The sequence below is a fragment of the Kribbella sp. NPDC049584 genome, from assembly GCF_040675555.1.
Lineage (GTDB): Bacteria > Actinomycetota > Actinomycetes > Propionibacteriales > Kribbellaceae > Kribbella.
Genome location: NZ_JBFAPF010000007.1, coordinates 126,241 through 151,575, shown reverse-complemented (window position 1 = coordinate 151,575; position 25,335 = coordinate 126,241). Strand labels below are relative to the sequence as shown.

26 protein-coding genes are annotated in these 25,335 nt (G+C 65.8%); 17 read left to right on the top strand and 9 right to left on the bottom strand.

What is annotated here, in order from left to right; translation table 11 throughout:
• Positions 1-102 precede the first annotated feature (102 nt).
• A complete protein-coding gene (locus AB0J62_RS24120; RefSeq protein ID WP_363875155.1) occupies positions 103-822 on the bottom strand; it encodes a hypothetical protein in 720 nt (239 codons plus the stop codon).
• An 857-nt stretch (positions 823-1,679) separates the two neighbouring features.
• On the opposite strand from AB0J62_RS24120, the gene AB0J62_RS24115 reads away from it, so the two are divergent.
• A complete protein-coding gene (locus AB0J62_RS24115) occupies positions 1,680-2,591 on the top strand; it encodes a helix-turn-helix transcriptional regulator (protein WP_363875152.1) in 912 nt (303 codons plus the stop codon).
• Here AB0J62_RS24115 and AB0J62_RS24110 read toward each other — a convergent pair.
• Positions 2,581-3,186: a hypothetical protein gene (locus tag AB0J62_RS24110; protein ID WP_363875149.1), complete on the bottom strand. Its 606-nt coding sequence runs from the start codon at positions 3,184-3,186 to the stop codon at positions 2,581-2,583. The genes AB0J62_RS24115 and AB0J62_RS24110 overlap by 11 nt on opposite strands.
• Positions 3,187-3,484: 298 nt before the next feature.
• On the opposite strand from AB0J62_RS24110, the gene AB0J62_RS24105 reads away from it, so the two are divergent.
• The 6 genes from AB0J62_RS24105 to AB0J62_RS24080 all read left to right on the top strand — a co-directional run bounded on the left by AB0J62_RS24105 (position 3,485) and on the right by AB0J62_RS24080 (position 5,909).
• The gene (locus AB0J62_RS24105; protein WP_363875146.1) at positions 3,485-3,907 is read left to right on the top strand and encodes a hypothetical protein; all 423 of its coding nucleotides are present in this window, start codon (positions 3,485-3,487) and stop codon (positions 3,905-3,907) included.
• Positions 3,907-4,341: a hypothetical protein gene (locus tag AB0J62_RS24100; protein ID WP_363875143.1), complete on the top strand. Its 435-nt coding sequence runs from the start codon at positions 3,907-3,909 to the stop codon at positions 4,339-4,341. Before AB0J62_RS24105 ends, AB0J62_RS24100 begins: the two co-directional genes overlap by 1 nt.
• 64 nt (positions 4,342-4,405) lie before the next feature.
• The gene (locus AB0J62_RS24095) at positions 4,406-4,714 is read left to right on the top strand and encodes a hypothetical protein (RefSeq protein ID WP_363875140.1); all 309 of its coding nucleotides are present in this window, start codon (positions 4,406-4,408) and stop codon (positions 4,712-4,714) included.
• A gap of 74 nt (positions 4,715-4,788) precedes the next feature.
• Positions 4,789-4,947: a hypothetical protein gene (locus AB0J62_RS24090; RefSeq protein WP_363875137.1), complete on the top strand. Its 159-nt coding sequence runs from the start codon at positions 4,789-4,791 to the stop codon at positions 4,945-4,947.
• Between the two features lie 209 nt (positions 4,948-5,156).
• On the top strand, positions 5,157-5,312 hold the full coding sequence (locus tag AB0J62_RS24085; protein ID WP_363875134.1) for a hypothetical protein: 156 nt from the start codon (positions 5,157-5,159) through the stop codon (positions 5,310-5,312).
• A 264-nt stretch (positions 5,313-5,576) separates the two neighbouring features.
• Positions 5,577-5,909: a DUF2116 family Zn-ribbon domain-containing protein gene (locus AB0J62_RS24080; RefSeq protein WP_363875131.1), complete on the top strand. Its 333-nt coding sequence runs from the start codon at positions 5,577-5,579 to the stop codon at positions 5,907-5,909.
• Between the two features lie 204 nt (positions 5,910-6,113).
• On the opposite strand, the gene AB0J62_RS24075 is transcribed toward AB0J62_RS24080, so the two are convergent.
• On the bottom strand, positions 6,114-6,401 hold the full coding sequence (locus tag AB0J62_RS24075; protein ID WP_363875128.1) for a hypothetical protein: 288 nt from the start codon (positions 6,399-6,401) through the stop codon (positions 6,114-6,116).
• Between the two features lie 220 nt (positions 6,402-6,621).
• Here AB0J62_RS24075 and AB0J62_RS24070 point away from each other — a divergent pair, with 220 nt between their 5' ends.
• Together AB0J62_RS24070 and AB0J62_RS24065 are read left to right on the top strand one after the other, a co-directional pair.
• The gene (locus AB0J62_RS24070; protein ID WP_363875886.1) at positions 6,622-7,917 is read left to right on the top strand and encodes a helix-turn-helix transcriptional regulator; all 1,296 of its coding nucleotides are present in this window, start codon (positions 6,622-6,624) and stop codon (positions 7,915-7,917) included.
• Positions 7,914-8,441, top strand: coding sequence for an NUDIX hydrolase (locus AB0J62_RS24065; RefSeq protein WP_363875125.1), 528 nt, complete (start codon positions 7,914-7,916; stop codon positions 8,439-8,441). Before AB0J62_RS24070 ends, AB0J62_RS24065 begins: the two co-directional genes overlap by 4 nt.
• Positions 8,442-9,123: 682 nt before the next feature.
• On the opposite strand, the gene AB0J62_RS24060 is transcribed toward AB0J62_RS24065, so the two are convergent.
• Both AB0J62_RS24060 and AB0J62_RS24055 read right to left on the bottom strand, forming a co-directional pair.
• Entirely contained in the window at positions 9,124-9,840 is a 717-nt protein-coding gene (locus tag AB0J62_RS24060) for a hypothetical protein (RefSeq protein ID WP_363875122.1), read from the bottom strand.
• Positions 9,830-10,876, bottom strand: a complete 1,047-nt coding sequence (locus tag AB0J62_RS24055) for an MBL fold metallo-hydrolase (protein WP_363875119.1) — start codon at positions 10,874-10,876, stop codon at positions 9,830-9,832. Before AB0J62_RS24055 ends, AB0J62_RS24060 begins: the two co-directional genes overlap by 11 nt.
• Positions 10,877-11,584: 708 nt before the next feature.
• Between AB0J62_RS24055 and AB0J62_RS24050 the strand changes: the two genes are divergently transcribed.
• Complete coding sequence (locus AB0J62_RS24050) at positions 11,585-12,079, top strand: hypothetical protein (protein ID WP_363875116.1); 495 nt, start codon at positions 11,585-11,587, stop codon at positions 12,077-12,079.
• A 315-nt stretch (positions 12,080-12,394) separates the two neighbouring features.
• Positions 12,395-13,417: a tyrosine-type recombinase/integrase gene (locus tag AB0J62_RS24045; RefSeq protein ID WP_363875113.1), complete on the top strand. Its 1,023-nt coding sequence runs from the start codon at positions 12,395-12,397 to the stop codon at positions 13,415-13,417.
• A 13-nt stretch (positions 13,418-13,430) separates the two neighbouring features.
• Here AB0J62_RS24045 and AB0J62_RS24040 read toward each other — a convergent pair whose 3' ends face one another.
• A complete protein-coding gene (locus AB0J62_RS24040) occupies positions 13,431-14,726 on the bottom strand; it encodes an acyl-CoA dehydrogenase family protein (RefSeq protein WP_363875110.1) in 1,296 nt (431 codons plus the stop codon).
• 132 nt (positions 14,727-14,858) lie between these two features.
• On the opposite strand from AB0J62_RS24040, the gene AB0J62_RS24035 reads away from it, so the two are divergent.
• The 4 genes from AB0J62_RS24035 to AB0J62_RS24020 are packed head-to-tail and all read left to right on the top strand — an operon-like array spanning position 14,859 to position 19,090.
• Complete coding sequence (locus tag AB0J62_RS24035; RefSeq protein WP_363875107.1) at positions 14,859-15,602, top strand: TetR/AcrR family transcriptional regulator; 744 nt, start codon at positions 14,859-14,861, stop codon at positions 15,600-15,602.
• Complete coding sequence (locus AB0J62_RS24030; protein WP_363875104.1) at positions 15,599-16,876, top strand: acetyl-CoA C-acetyltransferase; 1,278 nt, start codon at positions 15,599-15,601, stop codon at positions 16,874-16,876. The genes AB0J62_RS24035 and AB0J62_RS24030 overlap by 4 nt, the downstream gene beginning before the upstream one ends.
• 8 nt (positions 16,877-16,884) lie before the next feature.
• Positions 16,885-18,231, top strand: coding sequence for a 3-oxoacyl-ACP reductase (locus AB0J62_RS24025; RefSeq protein ID WP_363875101.1), 1,347 nt, complete (start codon positions 16,885-16,887; stop codon positions 18,229-18,231).
• A 1-nt stretch (position 18,232) separates the two neighbouring features.
• A complete protein-coding gene (locus tag AB0J62_RS24020) occupies positions 18,233-19,090 on the top strand; it encodes a MaoC/PaaZ C-terminal domain-containing protein (protein ID WP_363875098.1) in 858 nt (285 codons plus the stop codon).
• Here the strand turns inward: AB0J62_RS24020 and thrS are convergent.
• The 3 genes from thrS to AB0J62_RS24005 form a co-directional block, all read right to left on the bottom strand.
• Positions 19,056-20,291, bottom strand: a complete 1,236-nt coding sequence (gene thrS, locus AB0J62_RS24015; protein ID WP_363875095.1) for a threonine--tRNA ligase — start codon at positions 20,289-20,291, stop codon at positions 19,056-19,058. The genes AB0J62_RS24020 and thrS overlap by 35 nt on opposite strands.
• 147 nt (positions 20,292-20,438) lie before the next feature.
• Positions 20,439-21,284 (bottom strand): acyl-CoA thioesterase II, encoded by an 846-nt coding sequence (locus tag AB0J62_RS24010; protein ID WP_363875092.1) that lies wholly within the window; start codon positions 21,282-21,284, stop codon positions 20,439-20,441.
• 40 nt (positions 21,285-21,324) lie between these two features.
• Positions 21,325-22,239, bottom strand: coding sequence for a PAC2 family protein (locus AB0J62_RS24005; protein ID WP_134099475.1), 915 nt, complete (start codon positions 22,237-22,239; stop codon positions 21,325-21,327).
• Positions 22,240-22,413: 174 nt separating this feature from the next.
• Here AB0J62_RS24005 and AB0J62_RS24000 point away from each other — a divergent pair, with 174 nt between their 5' ends.
• Together AB0J62_RS24000 and AB0J62_RS23995 are read left to right on the top strand one after the other, a co-directional pair.
• Positions 22,414-23,430: a hydroxyacid dehydrogenase gene (locus AB0J62_RS24000; RefSeq protein WP_363875088.1), complete on the top strand. Its 1,017-nt coding sequence runs from the start codon at positions 22,414-22,416 to the stop codon at positions 23,428-23,430.
• A complete protein-coding gene (locus AB0J62_RS23995) occupies positions 23,427-25,328 on the top strand; it encodes a DUF2264 domain-containing protein (protein WP_363875085.1) in 1,902 nt (633 codons plus the stop codon). The genes AB0J62_RS24000 and AB0J62_RS23995 overlap by 4 nt, the downstream gene beginning before the upstream one ends.
• The last annotated feature ends 7 nt before the right edge of the window (positions 25,329-25,335 follow it).

The following is a 25,335-nucleotide window of genomic DNA, read 5'->3' as shown; positions in this document are numbered from 1 at the left end:
CGTCCATTTTGATCCAGCACCCTTGTTAGCAACGCTGCGGAGTGTGGCCACCGTCCGGCGAGCCTGACATCCTGTCCCCAGGGTCGGACCGGCCCGCGAAAGTCAGTCGCGCCCTGCGTTGGGTCCCCGCAGCTCGTCGAGCAGTCGTTCGTAATCCTCGTACTCAGGCCCATGCAGCTCCCGGAACTGCCGGTCGATCCAGGCCGAGAGCGTCATCGCCTCGGTCATGTAGGCGTCGATCGCGGTCCGGAGGGCGAACTGATCCGGCTGGCCCTGGATGTACTCACGCGCGGGAGCCGACCAGTCCGACGCCTGGAGGAGAGCGGCCCGATCGACCGTCAGCTCGTGCAGCGGACCTCCTGCCGCGTCGAAGGTGACGGTGCTGACGATTTGAGGGAGCTGTGCATGGAGCACCACGTTCCGGAGTTCCTGGACGAACTTCGCGAGTGGAATCTCCCGGATGCGGTCCACGCGATCCTGGTACTCGCTCTGGAATTCGGTCCTGTCGGGATGCCGCTTGGAGAGATTCCGCGAGTGATCGACGAGGGTCTTCACCGAGGCCAGGTAGTTGTGCAGCAGTCGGTAGAACTCTGTGTGGTAGTCCGGGTCCTTGCGAGGCCCAACGTTCCGGATGACCTCCAGCGCTGCGCAGAGCTTCTCGTTCGGCTCGTTGAGGTGAGCAACCAGATCACGATGGTTCAGAATGAGGATGTCGACGACTGTCCGCCACGCGGACCACTGAACGAACGCGCGGCGGCCGGGATGATCCATGGCCTGTTGACACAGCCGCTCGATCTTGTCCCACTCGTCCGATTCGGTCACTTCGCAGTCTCCTCAGCCTTCGACCATTCTTGCCCCGTCCCCTCATAGCTGCCCAACCAGGTCAGCGCGGTGCGCGTCAAGAGTCGGCTTGCCGAACCCGGAGACATGAGGAGCGCTCTTGATGGCCGGACAATCGAGCGGCCAAGGGGCCAGCCGCCAGCGTTCGGTTCGAGGCCACTCCGCTCCGGCGAGTAGTGGCAGTTCAGGATTACAGCACGCAGATGGTGCGCGAGGTCGAGGGCGTCGGCCGCTAGTCGTAAGCCCGGGCTGCGCAGCGCGCCGCTTGCGGCGCGCACTGATTCTGAAGAAGTCAATCCGGCGGCCCAGCCACGGCTGGCGCAGACCGGCGGGAACTGCGCGGCGGACGCACCGGCAACCTGACTTGTTGCGAGCGGCAACCGACCTCCGGGGTCGAGAGCGGAGCTCACTCGGGAGCGTCCCGCGCTGATGGGCTTGATGCGAACGTTCAGGTCTTTGGCCAAGTCGCGCACCGGTATTGCACGTCACCTGCAGTGTGTGGAGGCCCTCGTCGTGGAGAGTCCCAGCTAACGAGAACACGAAGGGCACGCGCCTGAACCCGTTGTTCTCGGTCACTGTCACCGAGAGCGGCGAGGAATTGGTTGCCCAGGTCAAGGACCTCTGGTGCATCCTGGCCCAGGAGACGATCGCCGGCCTCGCCGCTCGTACTGTCGCCGACATCCCCGCCATCCTCACAATCTTGGACCAACAACGTCGACCCTCGTCGGGCTAACTCAGGCGCTTGAAGAGAACTGGCGGCGTCACGGCAGCGGTGGTGAAGCAACTCCCGCGCGGAGCGTCGCATCGAGAGATGTGAGGGCGCGAAGGGAGAATCTGACATGAGCGCGGCCGAACGGCGTACTGCTTGGTGGCTCGAGGTTGTCTGCGAGTTGCTTGCGCGACCAACCAGCACGTTCCCACGTATCGCGGTGTCGAACGAACTGGCCACAACATTCGGAACCCAGGTGTCGTGGGACTGGATGGATCCGAGCGGGGAGACAGGATTCGATCTCCATACCCCGATCCGAGGATGGCCCACACCGGATGTCGTCTCCCACTTTCGCAATGCAATCGGTCACCATCCGATCGTCGCGTGGTACGTGGCCAGCGGGGATCCCGCACCGATGTCCATCGGCCGGGTTCCGCAGTCATTGATCACCGACCTCGGGCGCCAGACCGTCAAGGACTACCTCGTGCCGATCGCGATGGAGCAACAGTTGTCCATTCCCTATCGTTTCGGTCCATGCGAGCACCGGGCATTCATCCTGGCTCGCGGGGACGACGACTTCAGCGAAGAGGATCTCCGGGTCGCGCTGCGAATTCAGACGCTTCTTCTGCTGCTCGATCGGCAATGCGCGGTACTGCGACGCTGTACGGCTGAGAACATGAGTTCGCTTACGGGACGCGAGCTCGCCGTACTGCGGCTCTTGGCCGACGGATTGACCGCGTCGGCGATCGGGCACCGGCTGAGGATTTCGCCGCGGACCGTCCATCGCCACCTGCAGAGCATCTATCGGAAGCTTGCTGTCTCCGACCGTCTCCGAGCTGTGGCGGTGGCCCACGAGGGCGGGCTGCTCCGCGAACTCGACTCTGAGCCTGAGATCAGCAGCGAGGTCACCGTGCGAGTATTCGCGTCACCGGTCGCCTACCCGAACTTCGAGTCGGGAGGTCTCCTGCCGACGGCAGCCAGCCCGATTCGTCCATACGGCGCAGGTGGTCTGTCGCCGATCCCAGTTGGGGTCACCACGTAGCCAACCCGGGTTCGTCGATCGACTCGTCGGCGCCCGGCCATCGTGGCAGGGTCAGGATCACCACTCGTAGCGGCTCCGTCCCCGAGGATCGGAACTGGAAGGTCAGACCCGTTCCGATGTCGACGGCCGTTCCGGGCGAGAGATCGTCGATCCAGGGATTCAGCGTCCCGTGCCGGCGGCTGATCTGCCCGCTGCCGTTCACGACGTACCAGATCTCCTCGACGGTTCGATGCCGGACCGGCCTGGAGACCCCGCCCGGCTTCAGGATGCAGATCGCCACACCACCAGCAGGCCCCTCACCCATCGTCAGGATGTGCGAGCCGTCGGGCGCCCTGTAGCTGCGGGACTTGTCATCCGGCGCGGGATCCCAGACCTGCAGCTGTGCCTCGCCGGACATGGGATCAGAAACGGCCGGTACAACAGCCACCACGATCTCAAGGACGGTCGCGTCATCAGCTCGGAACTGCGTCGGCGTACCCGGTGCGATCCGGATGGACCGGTCAGGGACCAGGTCGACCGATGCTTCATTGCCGTCCCCGCGCCAGAGCCGGCCGCGCCCCGAGATGACAAAGAGCCACTCGACGCTGGCCGACATGCGACTCGCCCCCGACACTGCGCCGGCAGGAAGGCGAAGGTGAGCCAACTGGCCCGCCGGGAACTCGAGAAGCCTCCGGTATTCCGCTGCGCCGCCCGACCAGACGGCGTCGGCTCGAGCGGGTAGCTGGACGGTTCGTACAGCCGGCATGACCGATCCTCCGATCATAGTTGGTTCGTCCAACGGTACTGCCGGCCAACGCTCCCGCGGCATGAGCAGATGTGCCCATTTCAGACGCATGCCTCGTCGCCGCATCGTGAAGGTGTTGCTGATCCAGACAGATCGATTGGGGGCTGGCATGAACGACCTGCAGGACAACGCGCTCGTCACGAGCAGAAGCGACCATCACGTGTACGTGCTCAGGGACGGGAAGCTGCGATGGATACCGGATGCGTGGACGATGCAAGCGGAGGGATTGTCACCGACATCTCTCCAAGTGCTCGAAGACGCTGACTTCGCCGAACTCGAGCTCGGCGACGCCATACCGTCAGCCGTGCCGGCGCCGAAGCTGGACGACGACACGATCGTGGAGACCGACACAGGTCTGTGGCGCGCGAAGCAGAACCGCCTCCACCCGATTCCAGACCCGATGTCGCTGCAGCAGGCGGCCTACGACGGACAGGTCACCGCGGTATGGCTGCAGGAGTCCCTGGTGCGGTCGATGTACGCCGACGACCCTGCGCCCGAAGACACCGCACCGGCGGACAGGAGGTGGTCCTGATGCCCACCTGGCCAGTCATCGCATCCACCGGCGGAGACCCCGGGCAGGAGGTCTACAGGTACCTGGGCTCCGGCCACTCGATGTGGGCGTACGCCGATCTGTACTATGACGACCGCGTCATCGGCCGCACCCGAGGCAAGGTACACACCTGGTTCGGCGGAATCGTGTACGTCCACCAGGCCATCGTCGTGGACGCCGCCGGCACCGTGGTCGGATGGACAAACCCCCAGACGCTCGGTGTCGACGGCACGATCTTCGGCGCCGAACGCAGCGACCGGACGGTCTTCTGGAACGAGCCGCTGATCCGGAGCGGCATGGGCGGACCGCCGGTCCGGGTCATGATGAACCTGGACTGGGAATTCCAGGCGCGCGCCATCGGCCAGATCATCGAGGTGGTCAAGGTCGTCGCGCCAGTCATCGCCGCGCTGGTCTAGGCGGAATCAGATGGAGATGGATCTGAGCGTCTTACTGGCAACAGTCACTGCCTACGGCGCGATCGTGACGAAACTGGTTGACCTTCTCCGCAACACCATCGGGAAGGAAAAGACTGACGGCACCTGGGGAGATCGGCCAGTCCCCCGTTGGGTCTGGCAGGTCTGCGGGTTCGCGATCGGTATCGGTCTCGCGTACGCCTTCGAGGTCAACGCGTTCTCCGGCACCGGCGAACGCAACTGGGGACCGTTACTGACCGGCCTCGCGATCGGAGCCGCCGGCTCCGGCTATCACGAGCTGTTCGACGCGCTGTCCGGCGTCGCAAAAGCCAAACACTCACAGGCGAAAGCGGCGCAACCACCTCCCGGGCAGTGAAAGGCTCCGGGACCGAGTCCCGGAGCCCTCACCTGCTTTGCCGCGTGCTGTACGGGGCTATCACGATCTGTTTCGTGGTGTTGCCGATTGCGTCGGTTGCTGTCGAGCGCACTGAGACGATGTTCCCGGCGGCTGTCGGGAACATTGCCTTGCCGCCGACGATCGGCGCCTGGCGCCAGGTCGATCCGGCGTCGTCGGAGTACTCGATTGGCGTACCCCGGTTCGGTTCGTAGTGTCCGATGGCGTCGAGAGCCAACGACAACGACGACTCATTCATCGTGAACGCGACGACCGAGGCTGCCGCGTGCCGTGAGCAAGCGAAATCTCCGGCGAACGGAGACGCAGACCTGCATCTCCCAACTGGTCTCGGTCGGGTTCTGCTCGGCTGCACCCCGCTCCGGAGGATCGACGCGACCCCCGCCAGGTCGACCCGGCTCAGCGCATGCCGACTGACCGAGTCGTCAAAGAGTCCGCCGGTGCGAGCGCTTCCGGCAACCTGCTCTCCTCGACGCAGTCGCAGTCAGCCGTTCGACTGAAGATCGCGCCGTCGACGAGTTGCCCCAACCTGCACGAGCTCGGCACGCATTCGTATGCGTAACCCGCGCAGGCCGCTATCTCCACCAATCGGATTCGGGGTCCAGATCCAACTCGAGACCCTGCACACTCTGCCACCAACCAGCGCGGCTTGGTCACCTGACCTGTAGGTGAAGGCTCAACAAGTTGCCAGACGTTCGAGGCAGCCAACACACCCTCGCCCCGCCGAAACGACGACAGCACGACCGGCACACATCTGGCATTCGAGGCGTTTCGGCGATGTGCAACGCGTATTTCGTCAACTTCACGCGCCGCACGTTGAACATATATGGACGACCTCCCACCCCCGCTCGGCCACGATCTGACCGCCCGCCAACACGTCTGCGAGCACTGCGCCGACACCTACACCGCCTCCAGATCCGACCAACGGTTCTGCTCAGATCGGTGCCGCCTCCGCAACTGGCGAAGCCGAAAACGGGTCCGCTCAGCAGAAGCGCTCGAGGCCGAACACGTGACCCTGCTGCTCACAGAAGTGGTGCGTTTGCAGCACCAAGTCACCGAACTTCAGCGCGCCAACGCAAACCTCCGCGATGCCGTACGCCGCGCACAGACGCGCCTGATATCGGCTCGAAACCCGTACCGCAGGTGGGATCGGATGTAGGCGGAACTCCGCTTCAGCTCACCAAATGGTCCGCGAGTGTCGGCAGCGAGCGGTGCTCCGGTTCGGTTGGCGCTGAGAGGTGTCAGCGCCAACCGGACCGGGCTCAGATCCTCGCCCCGTGATCCGTGAGGAGATCCGGCGATGAGGCTCTGATGGAGGGCGGAACGGGCGCGGAGTGCAGGGCCATTGAGGAGGGGACCCCTCTCAGCACACCCGCCCCGCCAGCTTGGGAACCTCCGACAGCAGGACTTCGACGTGGCTGGCAAGGAGGTGCCGACGAAGCTCGATCGGATTTCCGGCTGCCGCAAGATGAAGAAGGTTCGGCAGGATCAGGACGCCCTCGTCGACCTCCAACACGGCAGCGAGCGCCTTGTGCAGTTCATCGGCCGCAGTCTCCAATTCATCGATGAAGAGCGCGACAAGCACGCAATCGTTCGCTCCCGCGCAACCGACGATCGCCTGCCGACGCGCCGCGATCTCGGGATCGCTCATCAGGAAGTGCTTCTTGAAGTACCCGAAGGCCACTCGCATCTGTCTCTAACCCCGTTGCTCTTCAGCGCTCGATTGGCTGTTGATCGGTACACGTAAGCGTCGAGCAGACCGCACAGCACGCACCATGGATTGCCGCTGACGCAGCACTGAACTTCCACCGAACCTGCACGGCGCGGCCCAGGTAGATGCGCGGGTCGGACGATGGGAGACTGAGGCCGTGATGGTCCAGGCCTGGTCCGGCCGCGAAGTACGGGCGCTGCGCGAATCGCAGCGCTTGAGCATTCGCGAGTTCGCCCAACGCATCGGCGTGAGCGAACGAATGGTGTCCCGCTGGGAGGCCGGCGGAGCCAACATCCGCCCGAGACCGATTAACCAAGAAGGTCTGGACTCGCTCCTTGCGGCGGCGAGCGATGACGAGAAGTCGCGGTTCGCCGCTCGATTGGAGACTCTCTTGAGTCCAGGGGCGACGTCTGAGCCGGAGGCGATTCGAAACGGGCCTACGCCCCTGCCTTCCACTGAACTGCGGCCGCAGCAACACGGGGCTAACGCATTCTTGGCGAAGCGCGCCGAAGGACCGGACGTGCTCGCAATGCAGGCCTTCCGGTCCGCTGACCGGCAAGTCGGTGGCGGCCACCTGTACGCCGCCGTGGTCAAGTACCTGCACACTCAGGTAGGTCCGCGGCTGTTCGGCGGCGATTCGGTGGTCGAAGACCCCGCCGTGTTCACGGCCGCCGCGGGGCTGACCGAGATGGCCGGTTGGATGGCTCACGACGCGGGACGCGACGACCGGGCGTACAGCCACTTCCTGCGCGCCTTCCACCTCTCCAAGGCCGGCCAGGACCGCCAGCTCGGCGTCCACGTACTCGCCAGTCTCAGTCACCTCGCACACCACCGAGTCGACCCGCACGACGCCATTCGCTTCGCCCAAGCCGGCCAAGATGCGCTCGCCGAAGGCCCCCGGAATCCCGAGTTAGCTGCGCGTCTCCTAGCAATGAAAGCCAGAGGACGAGCCGCCCTTGGAGACGATCAGGAGACCCGCGTGCTCCTGGGACAGGCTGAAGCTGCGCTCGGCGGGTCTCAGGAGGAGGCGCCGTCCGATTGGGTCAGCCATTTCGACCGTGGAAGCCTCGCAAGCGAGGCTGCGCGATGCATGCAGCACCTCGGAAAGCCGGCGGAGGCGCAGAAGCACGCGCAGCTCATCCTCGAACTCCGCCCGTCCAATCGCACACGGAGCCACGCGTTCGGACAGCTCTTCCTGATCACCTCCCTGATCGAACAAGGCGAGACTGACGAGGCGTGCCGCGTCACACGCGACGTCATCGACTCAAGCCAATCGCTAGGCTCCCAGCTCGTCGTTCAGCAACTCAGAGAGATCAACGACCAACTCTCGCCGTACGCCGACTCGCCAACCGTCAACGAAACCAGACAGCTCCTCGCGGACACCATGCGACAGCGGACTTGGCTCCAGCAATGGATCGCCTCAGACGCCTTCGAAGCCCAGGCAACGCCACGATGACTGCCGACGAACCGCTCTACCGACGCGACCCCGAGGCGTGGCAGAAACACCTCGCCGAAGGAAACGCCAGGCAGGCCAGAAAACGGGTCGGCGCCGACGCGATCCTCCGAGACGAACAAGGCAGAATCCTCCTCGTCGACCCCGACTACAAACCCGACTGGGACCTTCCCGGAGGCATGATCGAGGCAAACGAACCACCAATCGACGGCCTCATCAGGGAACTCAAGGAGGAGCTGAACCTCGAGGTGACAGCTGGCCAATTGACGCTCGTGTGCATCGACTGGGTCTCACCCCATGGTCCTTGGGACGACTCTTTGATGCTCATCTTCGACGCCGGCCAGCTTACGTCCGGGCAGATCTCAGACCTCGAGCCGAACCACAACGAGCTAGCGCGATACGCACTCCTCACGCCAGACGAAGCACGGAATCGCCTACGGCCATATGTGTGGCTACGTCTTCAAGCAGCTCTCGACGCAGACGAGTCCAAGACAGTCGCCTACCTCCACGACGGCCACGCAGTATAAGTCGCCCGCAGTCGATGGCTTGGCCACGAAAGACGCTCTTTCCAAGCGCATTTCCACAACGCTGAAGGGACCTCACCAGGGTTGGCTGAGGCCGGACAGACGCTGCAGGTACGGATCTCGTCGGTCTCGCCTGCGGCGGATCGGAGCCAGAGTACGTCCTCGGGACTGTCACCGCGGCCTGCTTGGGAGGGCCGTCAACTGCGAAGCTCGCGCGGCGTACCAGGTACATGGTCGTCACGCAGCCGGCGACGTCATGGCCACCTGGGTTGCGCCGACTGCGGCGCTAGTCTCCAACAGTGGACCGGAGTCACCGAGTCCTTCGAGGGGCATGCAAGGCATTCTGACACGCCCGGCCTGTACGAATCACGTCTCCCGCGCCCGACTCCAGCCCTGCACCTCAACAGCGTAAAGAGTCACTACCCCATCAACGCTCTCACCGACGGCCAGGCGACCTTGAGGCCAAACAGCCCAACTCGCCCGGAGACGAGAACCAACCACGAGCGACCCCACGCCCCAACATCGACCTCCACCACAAGCCGGCCCGTCTCTCCAGCCGCCGCACCCTTCTCGACAGCGACCTGACGGCTTCCAACCTCGACCGACTGCATCTACTCGCCGACCTCAAGCCAATGTGTCCTGGAGAGGAGAAACATACCCTGGCAAGTAACGCGACAGAATCGCGCTATTCGGTCAAGGTGGGGTCGTCCAACGTTTCGAGTAGTCGCTCCGCATACTTCTCGCCTGCCTGTCGCACCCATCCTGACCTAACCGCGAACGCCCACACCGGAGCCAGCGCCAAAGCGACTGCGACACTGACGGCCGTCGGCCAATGCAGCCCACGAGTACCTATGCTGGCGGCGCACAGAATGAGGGTCAGCGTCAAGATTCCCAACGCGACGGGCTTTATCGCATACATGTTTCGTCGAAAGCCGAAGTGAGTGTTCTCTTCTTGAACACGAGGAAACTTCTCGGCCTTGGCGCGTACAAGTACGATTAGCCTACGGGTTGCCGCATAATATTCGTCATCCGCTGCCTTCGGATTCAATCGCTCCATAGCAAGGTCGGGAAGTCTAACGTCGGCGATTTCCTCAAGCCGCTTACGGCGACGATCCCGAATGATTGTGTTCTGATGCGTCGCCATGCGGAGCGCATGGGTGGTGGGCCAACCGCCCCAATCTTCGATCAATCTGCCCTCAACGCTGTTTCCGCGACCTCGGACCAGATTTGCCAGAAGAAAGGAACCTCCAGCCCCAACGAATGCTGGCCAGATTTTTTGAAAACCGGGCGGACTCCAGATGAGGTAGACGGCGCCAACGGCAGGAGCGAGCGCCAGAAGGCCTGGATAGACCCGAGCCCGAAGGCTATAAAGATCGAACAGATCGGCAAGACTACTCGGCATCGTCGTCCTCAACGAGCGTCGGCAGCGGGTCCAACGTAATCCATCCCCGACTCGGAGCATCGATACTAGGCTCGCAAATCGTCGTCCCCTCAGTGGCGTACACTCTGCCGCCACGCCGCTTCAATGCGTTGACGACCTTCGGCGACGGGTGTTTCGTCGAGGCCTTTGCCGAACTGATGATTGAATCGAACGAACCGAAGGGCGAACTCTCGGTGCCGAACATCCGATCGAGGATAGTGGGCCCGAGATTGCGTCGGCTACCGTGATGCGGCCCCTGGAAAAATTTCAGTCCACGAACATTGAATGCTCCGTATACTCTTTCATATTCATCCGCTGCTTTTTCCAAGGACTGAATGCCGGCGTCGCCGGTGAACATGAACCGATGACCATCAACTGTGAGAAGTGTGATTACGGACGTGCTGTTTCTTGGGCTAGTCTCGACTTCATCAGTCAGAGTTTCCTCTGGCATGAACTGGAGGAAACGTTTCAGGAAGTCCACTTCACTCGACAGTTCTAGCGAGGCAAGCAGGCGAGACTTCGCGGCAAAACCAGAACGTTCTTGGTCCAGCGACTGTGTAAGAAGATCTTCATAGTACGCCTCAGTCGGGCCTAGTATCCGTATCTGATCACCAAATCGAGTCAGTCCGGTGAACGGCTCAGTCACCTTGACGCCAGCGTCAGTCGCCACTTTGATGAGGTTGTCCACCGCCTCGATGTTGCTGAACTCTGTGACATCACGAGCGTGGAGTCTGGGGCGATGCACTAGCAGCTCCCCGACGGTGGTCTGCTCCATCAGGCGCGCAAGACCGTTGATGTGATCTGCGTCGGGGTGAGTTGAGATCATCAGGTCGATATAAGCTGTCTCGTAGTACTTCTTGATATGGGCCGCAAGGTCGTCGCCCGTGTCTGTGAACCCGCCATCGATCACGACCACGGCTGAATCCGAGCCGACGCTGAACCTCATCGCGATAGCGTCGCCGCTCTTGCTGCCTGGGCCGTTGGCACTCTCTACAGGTAGAAAGTCGATCTCGTACATCCAGTTCCTCCCCTATGTGCTGAGGGGACTGCATGCAGATGTACCGCAACAAACCGAACCCCCCAACGTTCCGAGCAGGTGCGGCCCTGGCCCCCCAGTTGCCGCACGCAGCCTGCTTGGCATAGCACTATGCACCCATCACGTTCTGTTGCCAAGCTCAGAGTTGCGGATCGTGCGCATTAAACGACGGTTGTGATCTGGAGTGCCAACTCGGAGTCGCAACAGGCCACCCATCGACTCACCTAGCCGCAGGGCCTACGCGGTAGGGCGGGTCTTCCGAGCCGTAGGTCCGCCCAGGAGCTCGGTCGGGACAGCGGCCATCTACCCACGACCGTTGCGTAGGAGAGCATGCAGACCGGCCCACTTGCCACCACACGGTGCAACTCCTGGACGCCGGTTCAAGGTCAAGGCGTGTGGTTAAGATCCTGTCACCGCCTCGACATGCTCGTACAACGCGCACCTCAGTCGGCTCAAGTCTCGACGTATGCCGACCTGCTAGAGAGGCCCGAGCGATCCTCGGATTCGCCGTCGAATACCCGACAGACGTCACGACCTGCCGTCGGGCCATCACCTGAGAGGCCTCGATGGCACACCGGTCTGAACTTCGTTCGGTCGACCATGACTCGCCGGACGAGGTGCCACGCGGCGCCACCGGGTAGAGAATCGTGCTCCGCCGCATGATCCTTTCACGCGACACGGGGGTGATAGATGGCCAGATCACGACAGCGGAAACACGAGACCGCGTTCGCGGTCGTCGTGACAGCGATTGCCGCCGCCGCATATTCGATCTATTCGATCGACCAGCACGACTGGAGTTCCGCGCTGTGGACAGGCTCCGTGGCCGTCGCGGTGCCTTGCTGGTTGATTGCCCTCAAGGCGCCGACCAGCTGCGGCGTGACAACGCGAACTGGCCGACGGTGTCCCAACCCGAGCAACGGCGTGCTGTTCGGATGTGGTAACGCCGAAGGCCATACCTGGGCGAAGTTTTTCGGTCATTTCGGCTGGCGTCGAAAATCCGCACAGCCAAACCCGCCGGGCCGGACAGCCAGTGCACGACCTGACCCGCAGCTTCGCCAGGAGGGCAAGAGCGCCAGGCGACCGCACGATGTGCGGGACAGTGTCCTCTTCTGGGCTGCCATCATAGCGACGCTCGCCGGCCTGGTCTCGGCAGCGACCGATCTGGCCGGAATCTTCCAGCAGTAGACCGCGTCAAGGCGGCACTCCCAGATGTCTCGAAGGCCGCGACACCGCAGCGATACAGTCGTACCTGCTCCCAGATCCGCTCCCCCCATGCGTTGATCAGCCACACATCGACAACGGCGGAGGTGCGGTGCGGTGGCTTTTGTGAAGGATCTGTGGACTCGGCCGGTGGAGCAGGCTGACGGCAGCACGGTGCGGGTTCGGAATGAGCGGTGGGGGAAGGGGAAGCGGTGGTTGGCGGGGTGGGTGGATCCGGAGGGGCGGGAGCGGACGAAGGCGTTCAGTACGAAGGGGCCGGCTGAGCGGCATGCGAATGCTATGGAGACGGATCGGGAGCGTGGGGAGTACATCGATCCGGAGGCGGGGAAGGTTCGGTTCGCGGAGGTTGCGGGGCGGTGGTTGGCTTCGCGGGTGGTGGATCCGGCTTCGCTGATCCGGTACGAATCGTCGTTGAGGCTGCATGTGGAGCCGGTGTTTGGGCGGCGGCAGTTGCGGACGATCAAGCCGTCGGAGATTGCTGCATGGGTCGCTGATCTGGATGCGCGGTTCGGGCCGTCGACTGCGCGTACGGCGTTTCTTGTCTTGCACGGGACGTTGGAGATCGCGGTGGATGACGAGGCGATCAAGAAGAATCCGGCGAAGGGGCGGGCGGTCAAGGTGCCCGCGGAGAAGGGTGGACGGACGATCGCATGGAGCGACGATGTCGTGCTCCGGATCGTTGAGGGTCACGCCCCGGAGTACCGGCCGATTGCATCCGTCGGGGCGGCGTGTGGGCTGCGGCAGGGTGAGTTGTTTGGGCTGGCTGAGGAGGACATCGACTTCGAGGAGATGGTCATCCACGTTCGGCGGCAGGTGAAGAAGCTCGGGAGAGAGTTCGTGTTTGCGCTGCCCAAGAACGACACCGAGCGGACGGTGCCGATGTCTGACGGGACGGCGCTGATTCTCAAGGAGCACATCGAGGCGCGCGAGCCACGCCCGTACACCTTGCCTTGGGAGAAAACGGACCGGCGGGGTCGGCGGCAGTACGTCTCGAGCCGGAAGAATGGGATGCACGCGCTTCGGCACTACTTCGCGAGCATCACCCTCGCGGACGGCGTCAACATCAAGGAGCTGGCCGAGTACCTAGGTCACAGCAACCCGGGGTTCACGCTGAGGCTCTACACGCACATGCTGCCGTCGTCGCACGAGCGGGCGCGGAAGGCTGTGGATTCCAGACTCTCTCGTCTCTTCTCTCTGAAATCTCACGGAGCAGTCACGGAGCAGGCCGTCGTACGATCCCCCACTACCTCCTGGGAGCCGGACGACGGCCTGTACCCTGACCAACCTCAGATCAGCCTGTGACCTGCGGAAACGTCTACCGGATGCGCATGCCGGAGATGGCTCGGGCTATTACCAGGCGCTGGATTTCGGAGGTGCCTTCGAAGATGGTGTAGATCTTGGCGTCTCGGTGCATGCGTTCTACTGGGTATTCGCGGGTGTAGCCGTTGCCGCCTAGGATTTGGATGGCTTCTTCGGTGACCTTGACCGCTACTTCGCCGGCCTTCAGTTTGGCCATGGAGCCTTCGCCGTGGCGGTAGTCGGGGGTTTCGCCTCGCATGAGGGCGGCGGACATGTTGGCGGCTCGCCAGACCAACAACCTTGCGGCGTCGATCTCCATTGCCATGTCGGCGAGTTTGAAGGCGATGCCTTGGTTGTCGATGATGGGGCGGCCGAATTGTTCTCGGGTTTTGGCGTAGTCCAGCGCCACTTCGTACGCGGCGCGGGCGATGCCGATGGCTTGGGCGCCGACGATGTGGCGGGTCATTTCGAAGGTGGCCATGGAAGCGTTGCGGCCGGACGAGCCGGCAGCGGCGGACTTGCGAGCCTCGTGGGCGCGCGCCAATCGCTCGTCGAGTTTTTGCTTGCCGCCTAGGACGTTTGCGGCGGGGATGCGGACGTTGTCGAAGAAGACGTCGGCGGTGTGGGAGGCGCGGAGGCCGTGTTTCTTGAGTTTCGTGCCCATTTCGAGGCCACGAACCTCGGTGCGCGGTACGACGAACGCGGCCTGGCCCTTGGTGCCCAGCGAAGGATCGACGGTCGCGACGACGACGTGGATGTCGGCGATGCCGCCGTTCGTGGCCCAGGCCTTCTGGCCGTTGATGACCCACTCGTCACTGACCGAGTCGTAGACGGCCCGCGTGCGGATCGCGGAGACGTCGGAGCCGGCTCCCGGCTCGGAAGAACAGAAGGCAGCCACACGTACGTCGTCCGCCGTGCCGTAGCAGCGGGGCATCCACTCGCTCCACTGCTCCGGGGTGCCGTTGGAGAAGATGGCGGACGACGCGAGGCCGGTGCCCTTCAGGGACATGCCGATACCGGCGTCGCCCCAGAAGAGTTCTTCGTGGACGAGCGGCATCAGCAGACCGGACGGGTCGATGAAGAGGTTGATGTTGGCGTCCAGGCCGTACAGACCGATCTTGGCGGCTTCCTGGATGACCGGCCAGGGCGTTTCCTCGCGCTCGTCCCACTCGGCGGCGGCCGGGCGGATCACGTCCGCGGCGAACGCGTGGGCCCAGTCGCGGATCTCGCGCTGCTCGTCGTTCAGCTGGAGCGAGAACGAACTCCAGCCCGCTCGGGACCGCTCGGCGCCGAGTTCGCCGGCCAACGCCATCACGTCGGCGGAGACCGCGGACTTCGGATCGGTCATGGTCATCAACATCCTCCAACAGGCGGCAGTACGATGTTACCGATGAGTGTAACCGTCGTTTGCACTGAGGGGTACCGCTGTGGCTAAGATCGATCCATGAGCTCCGCGCTGCTCGCGATCGGACGCCGCCGGACCACGGCGGAGCGTCGTCGCGACCGGGAGCGGGACATCATCCGGGCCACCCGCGAACTGTTCGACGAGCGAGGCACGATCGACGCCCAGATCGACGATATCGCCAAGCGGGTCGGTATCAACAAGGCGCTGATCTACCGGCACTTCGCCGGCAAGGAAGAGCTGTTCGCGCTCACGCTGGTCGACTACCTGAGCGAGCTGAACGACCAGCTGACGAGCGCCGACAACCCGCGCAAAGCGCCGCTCAACCGGCTCAAGGCGCTGAGCGAGACCTTCGTCGACTTCTGCTTGGCCTACCCGGCGTTCACGGACTGCGCGATGAGCCTGCTCCGAAGGACCGGCGAGGAGCTGTTCGGCGAGATCACCGAGCCGGTGATGCTGAAACTCGGTACGGCGATGGCCGCGCCGCTGGAGCGGATCGCGGCGATCCTCAAGGCCGGGCAGCGGACCGGTGTGTTCGACGAGGTCGACACCGCCTACCTGGCCAATCACCTGTACACACAGACACTCGGATCGTTGCATATGGCAAGGGTCGGACTGATCGTGTCGAGCGGACAGCCCGGACACCCGGTGGTGCATCACGCGGATGTCGGTACCGTGCGAGAGACTGCCATCACGGCAACACTCGCAACAGCTGTTGGACGCAAAGCACTCAAGATCCAGCGAACTTCCGCCACCGCACGAAAGTCCAAAGGAGAGACATCGTGACCGAGACCCGCAAGGTGGCCGTCGTCGCCGGAAACCGGATTCCGTTCGCCCGGCAGGACAAGACGTATCGGCACGCCTCCAACTCCGACATGCTCACCGCCGCGCTGAACGGTCTGGTCGACCGGGCCGGCCTCGGCGGTCAGGAGGTGGGCGAGGTGGTCGCCGGCGCGGTGCTGAAGCACGCCCGCGACTGGAACATGGTCCGCGAGGTGGTCCTCGGCTCCAAGCTCGCCGCCACCACCCCGGCGTACGACATCCAGCAGGCCTGCGGGACCGGGCTCGAGGCGGCGATCCTGGTCGGCAACAAGATCGCGCTCGGTCAGATCGACGTCGGCATCGCGGGTGGCGTCGACACCGCGAGTGACGCGCCGGTGGCGGTCAACGATCACCTGCGCAACGTCCTCCTCGACCTCAATCGCGCCAAGACGTACCCGGACCGCCTGAAGGTCCTCGCCCGCGTCCGTCCTAAGGATGTCGTGCCGGAGATCCCGCGCAACGCCGAGCCGCGGACCGGCAAGTCGATGGGTGATCACGCCGCGCTGACCGCGCTCGAGTGGGGCATCACCCGCGAGGCGCAGGACGAGCTCGCCTACAACTCCCACATCAACCTCGCGAAGTCCTACGACCGCGGCTTCCAGCACGACCTGATCACGCCGTACCTCGGCCTCGAGAAGGACCAGAACCTGCGGCCCGACACGACACTCGAGAAGCTCGCCAAACTCAAGCCGGTCTTCGGCAAAGGCGAAACCGCAACCATGACGGCCGGCAACTCGACCCCGCTGACCGACGGCGCGTCGACCGTTCTCCTGAGCACCGATGAGTGGGCGCAGGAGCACGGGCTGAGGCCCCTCGCGTACCTGACGCACTCGCAGACCGCCGCGGTCGACTACGTGAAGGGTGCCGAGGGCCTGCTGATGGCACCGGCGTACGCCGTGCCCCGCATGCTGCAGCGGGCGGGGCTGACGCTGCAGGACTTCGACTACTACGAGATCCACGAAGCGTTCGCGTCCCAGGTGCTGTCGACGCTGAAGGCGTGGGAGGATCCGATCTTCTGCAAGGAGCGGCTCGGCCTGGACGCGCCGCTCGGCGAGATCGATCGCGACAAGCTGAACGTGAACGGCAGCTCGCTGGCCGCGGGCCACCCGTTCGCGGCGACCGGCGGGCGGATCGTCGCCGCGCTGGCCAAGCAACTGGACGAGAACGGCGGCGGCCGGGGCCTGATCTCGATCTGCGCCGCGGGCGGCCAGGGTGTCGTCGCCATCCTCGAGAAGTAGGAGCTGAGATGACGGACCGCTACCAGACCTTCACCCGGACACCGCTCGGGCAGACCTTGGTGAAGAACCTCGGCCTGCCCGACCCGACGCCGTTGCAGCGCTGGGTCGAGGGGTCACCGGTGATCGACGGGCCGGTCGTCTTCGGCGCGATCGGGGAGACCGACGCCGGCAAGGCGATCCAGGCCCTGCTGCGCGACATCGGCGCCTCGTTCAGTACGGCGACCGAAGGCGTCGCGTCGATCGGCATCCGCCCGAAGGCACTCGTCTTCGACGCGACCGGCGCCGCCACGACCGCGGAGCTGACCAGCCTGCAGCGCTTCTTCTCCCCCGTCATCCGCCAGCTCGCGCCGGCCGGCCGCGTGATCGTCGTCGGCCGTACGCCGGAGCTCGCCACCTCCACCGAGCAGCACGTCGCGCAGCGCGCGCTCGAGGGCTTCACCCGCTCGCTGGGCAAGGAGGTGAAGCGCGGCGCCACGGTCAACCTGGTGTACGTCGCCCCGGACGCCCACGAGCAGCTCGACTCGACGCTCCGCTTCTTCCTCTCCCCCAAGTCCGCGTACGTCGATGGCCAGGTCGCGCGGATCGGGACCGGCCCGCTAGTAAGCAACGACCCGACCCGACCCTTGAGCGGTCGCACAGCCCTGGTGACCGGCGCGGCCCGCGGTATCGGTGCGTCGATCGCGGACACGCTCGCCCGCGACGGCGCGACGATCATCGGCGTCGACGTACCGCAGAACGCGGACGCGCTGCGCAAGGTCATGACCCGGCTCGGAGGCTCCGAGCTCCTCCTCGACGTCACCGCGGTCGACGCCCCACAGCGGATCGCAGCCCACGCGCAGGAGCAGTACGGCGGGCTCGACATCATCGTCCACAACGCCGGGATCACGCGGGACAAGCGGCTGGCAAACATGCGGACAGACGCCTGGGACGCCGTCCTCGACGTGAACCTCCGCGCCCCGGAGCGCATCACGGAGTACCTGATCGAGTCCGGCGCGCTCAAGGACGGCGGCTCGATCATCGGGGTCTCGTCGATGGCGGGGATCGCGGGCAACAACGGCCAGACGAACTACGCGACCTCGAAGGCCGGCGTGATCGGTCTGGTCCAGGCGCTGGCGCCGAAGCTGGCCGAGCGGAACATCCGGATCAACGCGGTCGCGCCCGGGTTCATCGAGACCGAGATGACCGCGAAGATCCCGTTCACGATCCGCGAGGTCGGCCGCCGGATCAACTCGCTGCAACAGGGCGGGCTGCCGATCGACGTGGCCGAGACCATCGCGTGGTTCGCGGATCCGGCGTCGGCCGGCGTGACCGGCAACGTGGTCCGCGTCTGCGGCCAGAGCATCCTGGGCGCATGACATGCCGACCCGTCGGTACGACGACTCCCCCAAGTTCGGCGCGCTCTACGCCCGCACCGTGCGGGCCACGTTGCGCAGGGCCGACTACGAGCCCGACGAGGACGGGCTGACGCTCGAGCTGCCCCGGTCGGCGATCGACCAGGACCACCTCACGGCGTACCGCGATGTCACCGGGTTCCAGGCCGGGCCGGCGGTGCCGCCGACGTACCCGCATGTGCTGGCGTTTCCGCTGCACCTGGACCTGATGTCCGACCCCTCGTTCCCGTACAAGCCAATGGGGATCGTGCATCTGTCCAACACGATCACGCAGAAGCAGCCGATCCCGATCCACGCCGAACCGGCCATCCGCGTGCACAGCACGCCCGAACGCGCGCACCCGAAGGGCACGGTCTTCGACATCATCAGCGAGGTCTTCGTCGACCACGAGCTGGTGTGGAGCGATCTGACCACGCTACTCAGCCGCACGGCCGGCACTCCGGGCGCGCACGCGGACCTGCTCACCGACCCGGTCCTGCCGGCGGACGCGTGGTGGGATCTGCGCGGCAACCTCGGCCGCCGGTACGCCGGCGCCTCCGGCGACCGGAACCCGATCCACCTGTTCAAGCTGACCGCTCAGGCGTTCGGGTTCCCGCGCCAGATCGCGCACGGGATGTGGGCCAAGGCTGCCGCGCTCGCGTCCCTCCAGCGCGCCGGGCACCTGCCTGACGCCTTCACGGTCCGCGTCGACTTCCGCAAGCCATTGCTACTGCCGTCCCGGGTCCAGTTCGGGTACCAGCAAACCGGCAAGACGATCGACTTCGCGCTGTACGACGAGTCCCATGAGGTCACTCACCTGATCGGACAGCTGCAGGAGAACTGAGCTCCACGATCCGATCGAGCACCTCGCCGATCGCCTCCGGATCCCACCGGCCGCCGTCGCGCTCACGGATCGCGAGCAGACCGGCCTCGTCCTCGCGCGCACCGATGACCGCCTGGTACGGCGCCAACCGGTTCTCGCGGATCCGTGCGCCGAGGCTGCCCTCGTCCGCGTGCGCGATCTCCACCCGAAGACCACGATCCACCGCCCGGCGGGCCACCTCGACGGCACGCTTCTCCTCGTCGTCCGAGATCGGGAGTACGACGAGCTGCACCGGGGCGAGCCACGCCGGGAACGCCCCGCCGTGTACTTCGATCAGCTGCGCCATCGCCCGCTCGATGCTGCCGACGATCGCCCGGTGCACCATCACCGGACGATGCTTGTTGCCATCGGCACCGATGTACTCGAGGCCGAACGCCGCCGGCTGGTGGAAGTCGATCTGGACGGTCGACAGGCTGAACTCGCGGCCGGCCGAATCCTCCAGCTGGATGTCGATCTTCGGCCCGTAGAACGCCGCGTCGCCGGGCACCTCCTCGTAGTCGATGCCGGCCGCCTCCAGGACGTCCCGGAGCAACGAAGCGGCTTCGGCCCAGCTCGCGGCGTCGCCGACGTACTTGCTGGATGGATCGCCGAACTGCGCGTCCTCCGCGGGGAGAGCGAGGACGTAGCGCGACGCGCTGATGCCCATGTCGGCGTACGCCTGGTTGATCAGGGCCAACGCGGAAGCGGCCTCCGAAGCGACCTGGTCGAGGCGGCAGAAGATGTGCGCGTCGTTGAGTTGCATCGCGCGGACCCGGCTGAGACCTCCGATCGCGCCGGACAGCTCGGCGCGGTACTGGCCGCCGAGTTCGGAGTACCGGAGCGGGAGTTCGCGGTAGCTGTGCGAGCGAGAGCGATACATGAGCGCGTGGTGCGGGCAGATGCTCGGCCGCAGGATCAGTTGCTCAGCGCCCATATCCATCGGCGGGTACATGTCGTCGTGGTACTTCGCCCAGTGGCCCGAGATCTCGTACAGCTCACGCTTCGCGAGTACGGGCGAATAGACCTGCTGATAGCCGGCTCTTCGCTCGACCTCGGAGATGTAGCTCTCCAGGGCACGCCGGACAGCGGCACCGGCGGGCAGCCAGTACGGCAGGCCGGCGCCGATCAGCGGGTCGGAGTCGAACAGGCCGAGCTCGCGGCCGATCTTGCGGTGGTCGTACATGATTCCTCCAAGAGAGTTGGAGCGAGCGACCACCGAGCACAACAAAGCCCCGGGGCACTCGCCCCGGGGCTTCGGTAGACAGTCAGATGTCAGCGCGCCGGGACGAACCTCGGCGTCGTCGTCACTACTGCGCGCTTAATCACGTTTCTACGTTAGCAGATCGGAGTCCAGGCCAACGGGCCTGATGAGACCCTCTTGCGCAACCGACGCGATCAGCGCGCCGGTCTGCGCGTACAGGCGGCCGGTCGCGAAGCCCCGGGCGCCCGAGGCCGACGGGGACGACTGGTCGTAGAGGAGCCACTCGTCGGCGCGGAACGGGCGGTGGAACCAGAGCGCGTGGTCCAGCGACGCGGGCTGGATGCGACGGTCGCCGATCACGATGCCATGCGGCAGGAGGCTGGCACCGAGCAGCGTGAGGTCACTCGCATAAGCGAGCACACACGCGTGCAATGCGGGATCGTCGGGAAGCTTGCCCGCGGCACGGATCCAGAACTGGCGGCCCGTCAACCCGGCAAGTCGTACGTCGAGCGCCGCCCACTCACGATCCCAGTCCGCCGCCGGCCGGCCCGACCGCGCTTCGAGGACGGTCGCCAATCGCGGCGCCTCCTCCGGCGGTACGACGTCGTCCGGCATCGGATCCTGGTGATCGAGGCCTGGCTCCGGGCGCTGGAAGGACGCCGACATGTAGAAGATCGGCTTGCCGTTCTGCGAGGCCACGACGCGCCGGCTGCTGAACGAGCCACCGTCGCGGGTCGGCTCCGGACGGTAAACGATCGGCACGGACGTGTCGCCCGCCCGCAGGAAGTAGCCGTGCAGCGAATGCACGACTCGCTCCGGATCCACAGTGCGGCTGGCGGCGGCCAGCGCCTGTCCCAGCACCTGACCGCCGAACACCCGCTGCATAGAGGTCTGCGGCTGACGGCCCCGGAACAGGTCGACGTCGATCATCTCCAGGTCGAGCAGCTCGACCAGGTCCTCCAGCGACTCAGGCATGCCTCATCCTGACAGGCCCGTACGCAGAACCCGCAGCGGGCTAGTCGTTGTCCTCGCGGTTCAGCTCCGCCAGGAACTGCTCCACCTCGGCGCCCAGCTCGTCGGCCGACGGCGTCGAGTCAGCCAGCAGACTCTTGCGGGACAAGGAACCCTCAGCGGCGTCGTACTGCGTCTCGAGCGCCTTCACGACCGCACTTGCGTCCTCGGAAGCCTCGACCTGCTCGTCGACCAGCCGACCGGTGACGGCGGCCTCGTCGAGCAGGGCCTTACTAGGGAGGAGCAGGCCCGTCGCGGCGGAGATCGCGTGCACCAGGGCCAGCGCGGCGCCCGGGAAGCGGTTCTCGGCCAGGTAGTGCGGGACGTGGACGGCGAAGCCCATCGCGTCCTTGCCGGCTTCACCCAGTCGCACCTGCAGCATCGTGCCGGCGCTCGCGGGCAGCACCATCTCGCCGTCCCAGATGTTCGAGCGGGTGACCAGCTCGGGCCGGGTCGCGTGCGCGGTCAGGCCGAGCGGACGGGTGTGCGGCACGCCCATCGGGATGCCATGGACGCCGACCGTCAGCGTCACGTTGTACCGCTCGATCAGCTGGCGCACTGCCCCGGCGAACCGGTCCCAGTGGTTGTCCGGCTCCGCGCCCTCGAGCAGCAGGAATTCGACGCCGGCGTCGTCGGTGAGCAGGTGCAGGCTCAGGTGCGGCGGCGTGTAGTCGGTGAACCGGTCCTCGGCGAACGTCACCTCGGGCCGCCGGGCCCGGTAGTCGTGCAACAGGTCGATGTCGAAGCGCGCGAGCAGCCGGTGGTCGAGCACCTCGAGCAGGTGGTCGGCGGTCACCCGGCCGGCCTGTCCCGCGTCCATGAACCCGTCCAGCGAGTGCACCATGACCTTCGGCGTCGCCGCCGGGCCGGTCGCCACCGACTCGTCGACGATCTCGTAGAGGTCGTCCGGTCGCAGCATCGTCGTTCTCCTTCACGCAGTCGCCAACAGGGCGGGTAGGCCCCTCTATCCTGCCGTTCATCCAGTCCAACGCCGTCACTCGGGGCACAAATTCCGGCCGCGGCGAAGATTCAGGATGTTCCAAGACTCGGCCATCGCCGAGACAGGCGGGAAAGCGCTTGCTAGGTTAGCGTCGTGAGCAGCGAACCAGATTCCGCCCTGACCGTCATGCTGGCGATGCACGACGACGCCAGGTCCCGCGTCCTCGTGCCACACGTCCGGGAGCGGCTCGAGGCGATCGCCACCGTGCTCCCGGTCGGCCCCGGGTCCAGCTTCCTCGCCGATCCCGCCGTCCGGGCGGCACTGCCGGACGTCGACGTACTGCTCACCGGCTGGGGCTGCCCGCGGATCGGTCCGGAGGTGCTCGACGCGGCGCCGAAGCTGCAGGCGATCCTGCACGCGGCCGGTTCGGTCAAGGCGATCGTCGACCCGGCCGCGTTCGACCGCGGCATCCGGGTCTCGTCGGCGGCCACCGCGAACGCACAGCCGGTCGCCGAGTTCACGGTCGCCGCGATCGTGCTCGCCGGGAAGCGGGCGTTCCGGCTCGCGGCGCAGTACCGGATCGAACGGCGGAAGGCCGACCCGCACGGGATGCCGGGCAGTTACGGTACGACGGTCGGCCTGCTCGGAGCGTCACGGATCGGGAAGATGGTCGCGGAGCGGCTGCGCGGGTTCGATCTCAAGGTGCTGATCAGCGACCCGTACCTGACCGCGGACGAGGCTGCCGCGCTCGGTGCGGAGTTGGTCGGCAACGACGCGCTGTTCGAGCGCAGCGACATTCTCAGCGTGCACGCGCCGCTGATTCCCGAGACGGTCGGCCTGGTGGACGGGCGGCTGCTCGGTCTGCTCAAGGACGGCGCGGTGCTGATCAACACCGCCCGGGGCAAGATCATCGATGCCGACGCGCTGCTGAACGAGTGCGTTTCCGGCCGGATCGACGCCGTACTCGACGTCACCGATCCCGAGCCGCTCCCGCCGGACTCGCCGCTGCTCGACCTGCCCAACGTCTTCGTTACCCCGCACGTCGCCGGTGCCGTCGGCAACGAAATCGCCCGCCTGGGCGAGATGGCCGTCAGCGAACTCGAACGCCTAGCGACCGGTCAGCCCCTCCAACACGCCATCACCGCCAACGAACTCGGAAGGCTGGCATGAGCCGCCTCGTACTGCCCGATACCGACCGTGTGCTCTCCCGCCAGACCGGGTGGAGCCGTGCGCACTGGGAGGCGTTGGCGGATCACCTCCTCGACTCGCTCGTGCCGTACTTCTCCCCCGGCGCCTCGCTCGTCGAGCTGCCCGGCCGGCCGAGTCGATCGGGTACGGCGTCGGACGCGCTCGAAGGCTTCGCCCGGTCGTTCATGCTGGCCGCGTTCCGGATCGCCGGCGTACAGGGCAAGGGCTGCGAAGACCTGATCGAGCGGTACGCGCGCGGTGTCGCGAACGGAGCGAATCCGGACCACCCCGAGGCGTGGCTGCGGCTCACCCCGCGGTCGCAGCAGATGGTCGAGGCGGCGGCGATCGCGGTGTCGCTGCACGAGACGCGCGAGTGGATCTGGGACCGGCTCGACACGCGGGCGCAGGAGCACGTCGCGGAATGGCTCGGTGGGTTCAACGGGTCCACGACGCACGACAACAACTGGCGGCTGTTCCAGGTCGTGAGCGAACAGTTCCTCGCGTCCGTCGGTGCGCCGTACTCGCAGGACGACATCGACGGCGGCCTCGACCGGATCGAGGACTGGTACGTCGGTGACGGCTGGTACTCCGACGGCGACGGGCAGAACTTCGACAACTACATCGGCTGGGCGATGCACCTCTACCCGGGCCTCTGGGCGCGGATGGCCGCCGCGACGCCGGGTGCGCAGTACGAGGACCGGCTGAAGCTGTACCGCGAGCGGATCAATCTCTTCCTGGAAGACGCGGTGCACCTCGTCGGCAACGACGGCGCACCGATCTACCAGGGCCGGTCGCTCACCTACCGCATGGCCGCGGCTGCGCCGTACTGGATGGGCGCTTTGCTCGACTCCACTCCCCTGACGCCGGGTCAGACGCGGCGGCTGTGCTCGGGGATCGCGCGGCACTTCGTACAGCATGGCGTGCCGGATGAGCGCGGCGTACTGACCCTCGGGTGGTACGACACGTTCCTGCCGACGACACAGCAGTACTCCGGACCCGGCTCGCCGTATTGGGCTTCGAAGGGGTTCGTGGGGCTTATCCTGCCGCCGGAGCACCCGGTGTGGTCCGACCCGGAGGACTCGATCCCGCTCGACGACGCGGATCAGCAACGGGCGATGCCGAAGCCGGGATGGATCGTCCACGCGAGCCGCCACGACCAGGTCGTGCAGCTGGTGAACCACGGGGCCGACCACGCGCCGGTCGCCGAGCCGGAGGGCGTGGAGCCCGCGGGCGACCCGCACTACAACCGGCTCGCGTACGCGAACCACGCCGGTCCGGACCTGTCCGACCACGAGCCGCAGGTGGACAACCTGATCTCGCTCGTCTCGCCCGACGGTGTCACCAGCGGCCGCGGCCGGATCCGGCGGCTCGGAGTGGATGAGCAGACGGCGTCCTCATGGCACAAGGCATGGCTTGGTTCCGAAGGTCCGTGGGCGATCGAGATCACGTCCGTGGTGCACAACGGGTGGGAGATCCGGTGTGCGCTGGTCGAGGGGCCGGACGGTGCGTCGGTGCGCAGCGGCGGCTTCGCGGTCGCCGGCGAGCCATTGCCTGAGGCAACAGTTGGTACGGCGGCCGCATCGGCGCGGAACGCGGACGGGCTGGTGTCGGCAGTCGTCGGCCTGCACGGGTACGACGAGGCCGGCGTGCATCGCGGGCTCGGCGCGAACCCGTTCGGTGCGCACTCGGCTACGCCGTACCTCACCGCCCCGCATCACGGCGAACCGCTCGTGCTGGTGAACGCGGTGCTGCTGACGCGGGACGCGCTGCGACCGGAGGCGCTTGCCGAGGGTCTCGACGTGACGGTGGACGGTACGACGGTGCGGATCGGCCTGCCGGACGGCAGTGTCCGCGTCGTCCAACTGGGACGTCGGCACTAGATTGACG

Coding starts and splice junctions, on each gene's coding strand:
- AB0J62_RS24115 (WP_363875152.1), top strand. CDS start 1,680: ATGAGCGCGGCCGAACGGCGTACTGCTTGGTGGCTCGAGGTTGTCTGC.
- AB0J62_RS24110 (WP_363875149.1), bottom strand. CDS start 3,186: ATGTCGGCCAGCGTCGAGTGGCTCTTTGTCATCTCGGGGCGCGGCCGG.
- AB0J62_RS24105 (WP_363875146.1), top strand. CDS start 3,485: ATGAACGACCTGCAGGACAACGCGCTCGTCACGAGCAGAAGCGACCAT.
- AB0J62_RS24100 (WP_363875143.1), top strand. CDS start 3,907: ATGCCCACCTGGCCAGTCATCGCATCCACCGGCGGAGACCCCGGGCAG.
- AB0J62_RS24085 (WP_363875134.1), top strand. CDS start 5,157: ATGCCGACTGACCGAGTCGTCAAAGAGTCCGCCGGTGCGAGCGCTTCC.
- AB0J62_RS24080 (WP_363875131.1), top strand. CDS start 5,577: ATGGACGACCTCCCACCCCCGCTCGGCCACGATCTGACCGCCCGCCAA.
- AB0J62_RS24075 (WP_363875128.1), bottom strand. CDS start 6,401: ATGAGCGATCCCGAGATCGCGGCGCGTCGGCAGGCGATCGTCGGTTGC.
- AB0J62_RS24070 (WP_363875886.1), top strand. CDS start 6,622: ATGGTCCAGGCCTGGTCCGGCCGCGAAGTACGGGCGCTGCGCGAATCG.
- AB0J62_RS24065 (WP_363875125.1), top strand. CDS start 7,914: ATGACTGCCGACGAACCGCTCTACCGACGCGACCCCGAGGCGTGGCAG.
- AB0J62_RS24060 (WP_363875122.1), bottom strand. CDS start 9,840: ATGCCGAGTAGTCTTGCCGATCTGTTCGATCTTTATAGCCTTCGGGCT.
- AB0J62_RS24055 (WP_363875119.1), bottom strand. CDS start 10,876: ATGTACGAGATCGACTTTCTACCTGTAGAGAGTGCCAACGGCCCAGGC.
- AB0J62_RS24050 (WP_363875116.1), top strand. CDS start 11,585: ATGGCCAGATCACGACAGCGGAAACACGAGACCGCGTTCGCGGTCGTC.
- AB0J62_RS24045 (WP_363875113.1), top strand. CDS start 12,395: ATGGAGACGGATCGGGAGCGTGGGGAGTACATCGATCCGGAGGCGGGG.
- AB0J62_RS24040 (WP_363875110.1), bottom strand. CDS start 14,726: ATGGCGTTGGCCGGCGAACTCGGCGCCGAGCGGTCCCGAGCGGGCTGG.
- AB0J62_RS24035 (WP_363875107.1), top strand. CDS start 14,859: ATGAGCTCCGCGCTGCTCGCGATCGGACGCCGCCGGACCACGGCGGAG.
- AB0J62_RS24025 (WP_363875101.1), top strand. CDS start 16,885: ATGACGGACCGCTACCAGACCTTCACCCGGACACCGCTCGGGCAGACC.
- AB0J62_RS24020 (WP_363875098.1), top strand. CDS start 18,233: ATGCCGACCCGTCGGTACGACGACTCCCCCAAGTTCGGCGCGCTCTAC.
- thrS (WP_363875095.1), bottom strand. CDS start 20,291: ATGTACGACCACCGCAAGATCGGCCGCGAGCTCGGCCTGTTCGACTCC.
- AB0J62_RS24010 (WP_363875092.1), bottom strand. CDS start 21,284: ATGCCTGAGTCGCTGGAGGACCTGGTCGAGCTGCTCGACCTGGAGATG.
- AB0J62_RS24005 (WP_134099475.1), bottom strand. CDS start 22,239: ATGCTGCGACCGGACGACCTCTACGAGATCGTCGACGAGTCGGTGGCG.
- AB0J62_RS23995 (WP_363875085.1), top strand. CDS start 23,427: ATGAGCCGCCTCGTACTGCCCGATACCGACCGTGTGCTCTCCCGCCAG.